Origin of the sequence: Rhizobium sophorae, from assembly GCF_013087515.1 — a bacterium.
Classification (GTDB): Bacteria; Pseudomonadota; Alphaproteobacteria; order Rhizobiales; family Rhizobiaceae; genus Rhizobium; species Rhizobium sophorae.
Genome location: NZ_JABFCN010000078.1, coordinates 1 through 1,006, shown reverse-complemented (window position 1 = coordinate 1,006; position 1,006 = coordinate 1). Strand labels below are relative to the sequence as shown.

The 1,006-nt window shown below is 68.5% G+C and carries 2 protein-coding genes; both read left to right on the top strand.

Annotation, left to right across the window (positions count from 1 at the left end):
* A partial coding sequence (locus tag G9X64_RS36055; protein WP_281360327.1) for a cytochrome c-type biogenesis CcmF C-terminal domain-containing protein occupies positions 1-622 on the top strand: 622 nt, incomplete at its 5' end.
* Positions 619-1,006, top strand: a 388-nt coding sequence (locus G9X64_RS36050; protein WP_171378390.1) for a cytochrome c-type biogenesis protein, incomplete at its 3' end; no start/stop codon positions are given. The genes G9X64_RS36055 and G9X64_RS36050, both read left to right, overlap by 4 nt.

Sequence of the window (1,006 nt, the reverse complement as noted above, 5' to 3'; positions counted from 1 at the left end):
CGGGCTGTTCCTGGTCCTCGGTGCGGTGGCCGATCTTTGGTACCGCGCCGGCATCGGCAAGGTTGCGGGCAGCCTCGCCTGGCGCCGGCTTTCCGGCCTGCCGCGTTCGGCCTTCGGCACGGCCCTTGCCCATGCCGGGCTCGGCGTCACCGTGCTCGGCATCGTCGCGGTCACGACGTTCGAAAGCGAGCACGTGATCGAGATGAAGCCGGGGCAGGTGACCGAGGCCGGCGGTTACAGCCTGCATTTCGACGGCATGCAGCCGGGGACCGGGCCGAACTATACCGAGGAGCGCGGCCACTTCACCGTCCGGCGCGCCGGTGTCGCGGTTGCCGATACCTGGTCGGCCAAGCGGCTCTACACTGCCCGGCAGATGCCGACGACGGAGGCCGGCATCCTGACCTTCGGGCTCAGCCAGCTCTACGTGTCGCTCGGTGACGCCACCAAGGACGGCGGCATCGTCGTGCGCATCTGGTGGAAGCCGTTCATTCTCTGCATCTGGGGCGGAGCGGTGTTCATGGCCTTCGGCGGCCTGGTCTCGCTCAGCGACCGGCGCCTGCGTGTCGGTGCCCCGCGTCGCAAGGCGAAGCCGGCAGCCCCTGCACTGGAGCCGGCGGAATGATGCGGCGTCTCTTCCTGGCTTTCGCTTTGCTGCTGATGGCGGCCCCCGCCTTTGCCGTCAATCCTGACGAGGTGCTGGCCGATCCGGCGCTCGAAGCGCGCGCCCGCACGCTATCGGCGGAGCTGCGCTGCATGGTCTGCCAGAACCAGTCGATCGACGATTCCAACGCCGATCTGGCCAAGGACTTGCGCCTCTTGGTGCGCGAGCGCATCGCCGATGGCGACAGCGACGAGGCGGTGCTGACCTATATCGTCTCGCGCTACGGCGAGTTCGTGCTGCTGAAGCCGCGTGTCAGCATGAAGACGGCGCTGCTCTGGGGTGCGCCGGTGCTGCTGGTCCTTGCCGGCGGGCTGTCACTGCTGGTCTTTGCGCGCAAGAGGGCGG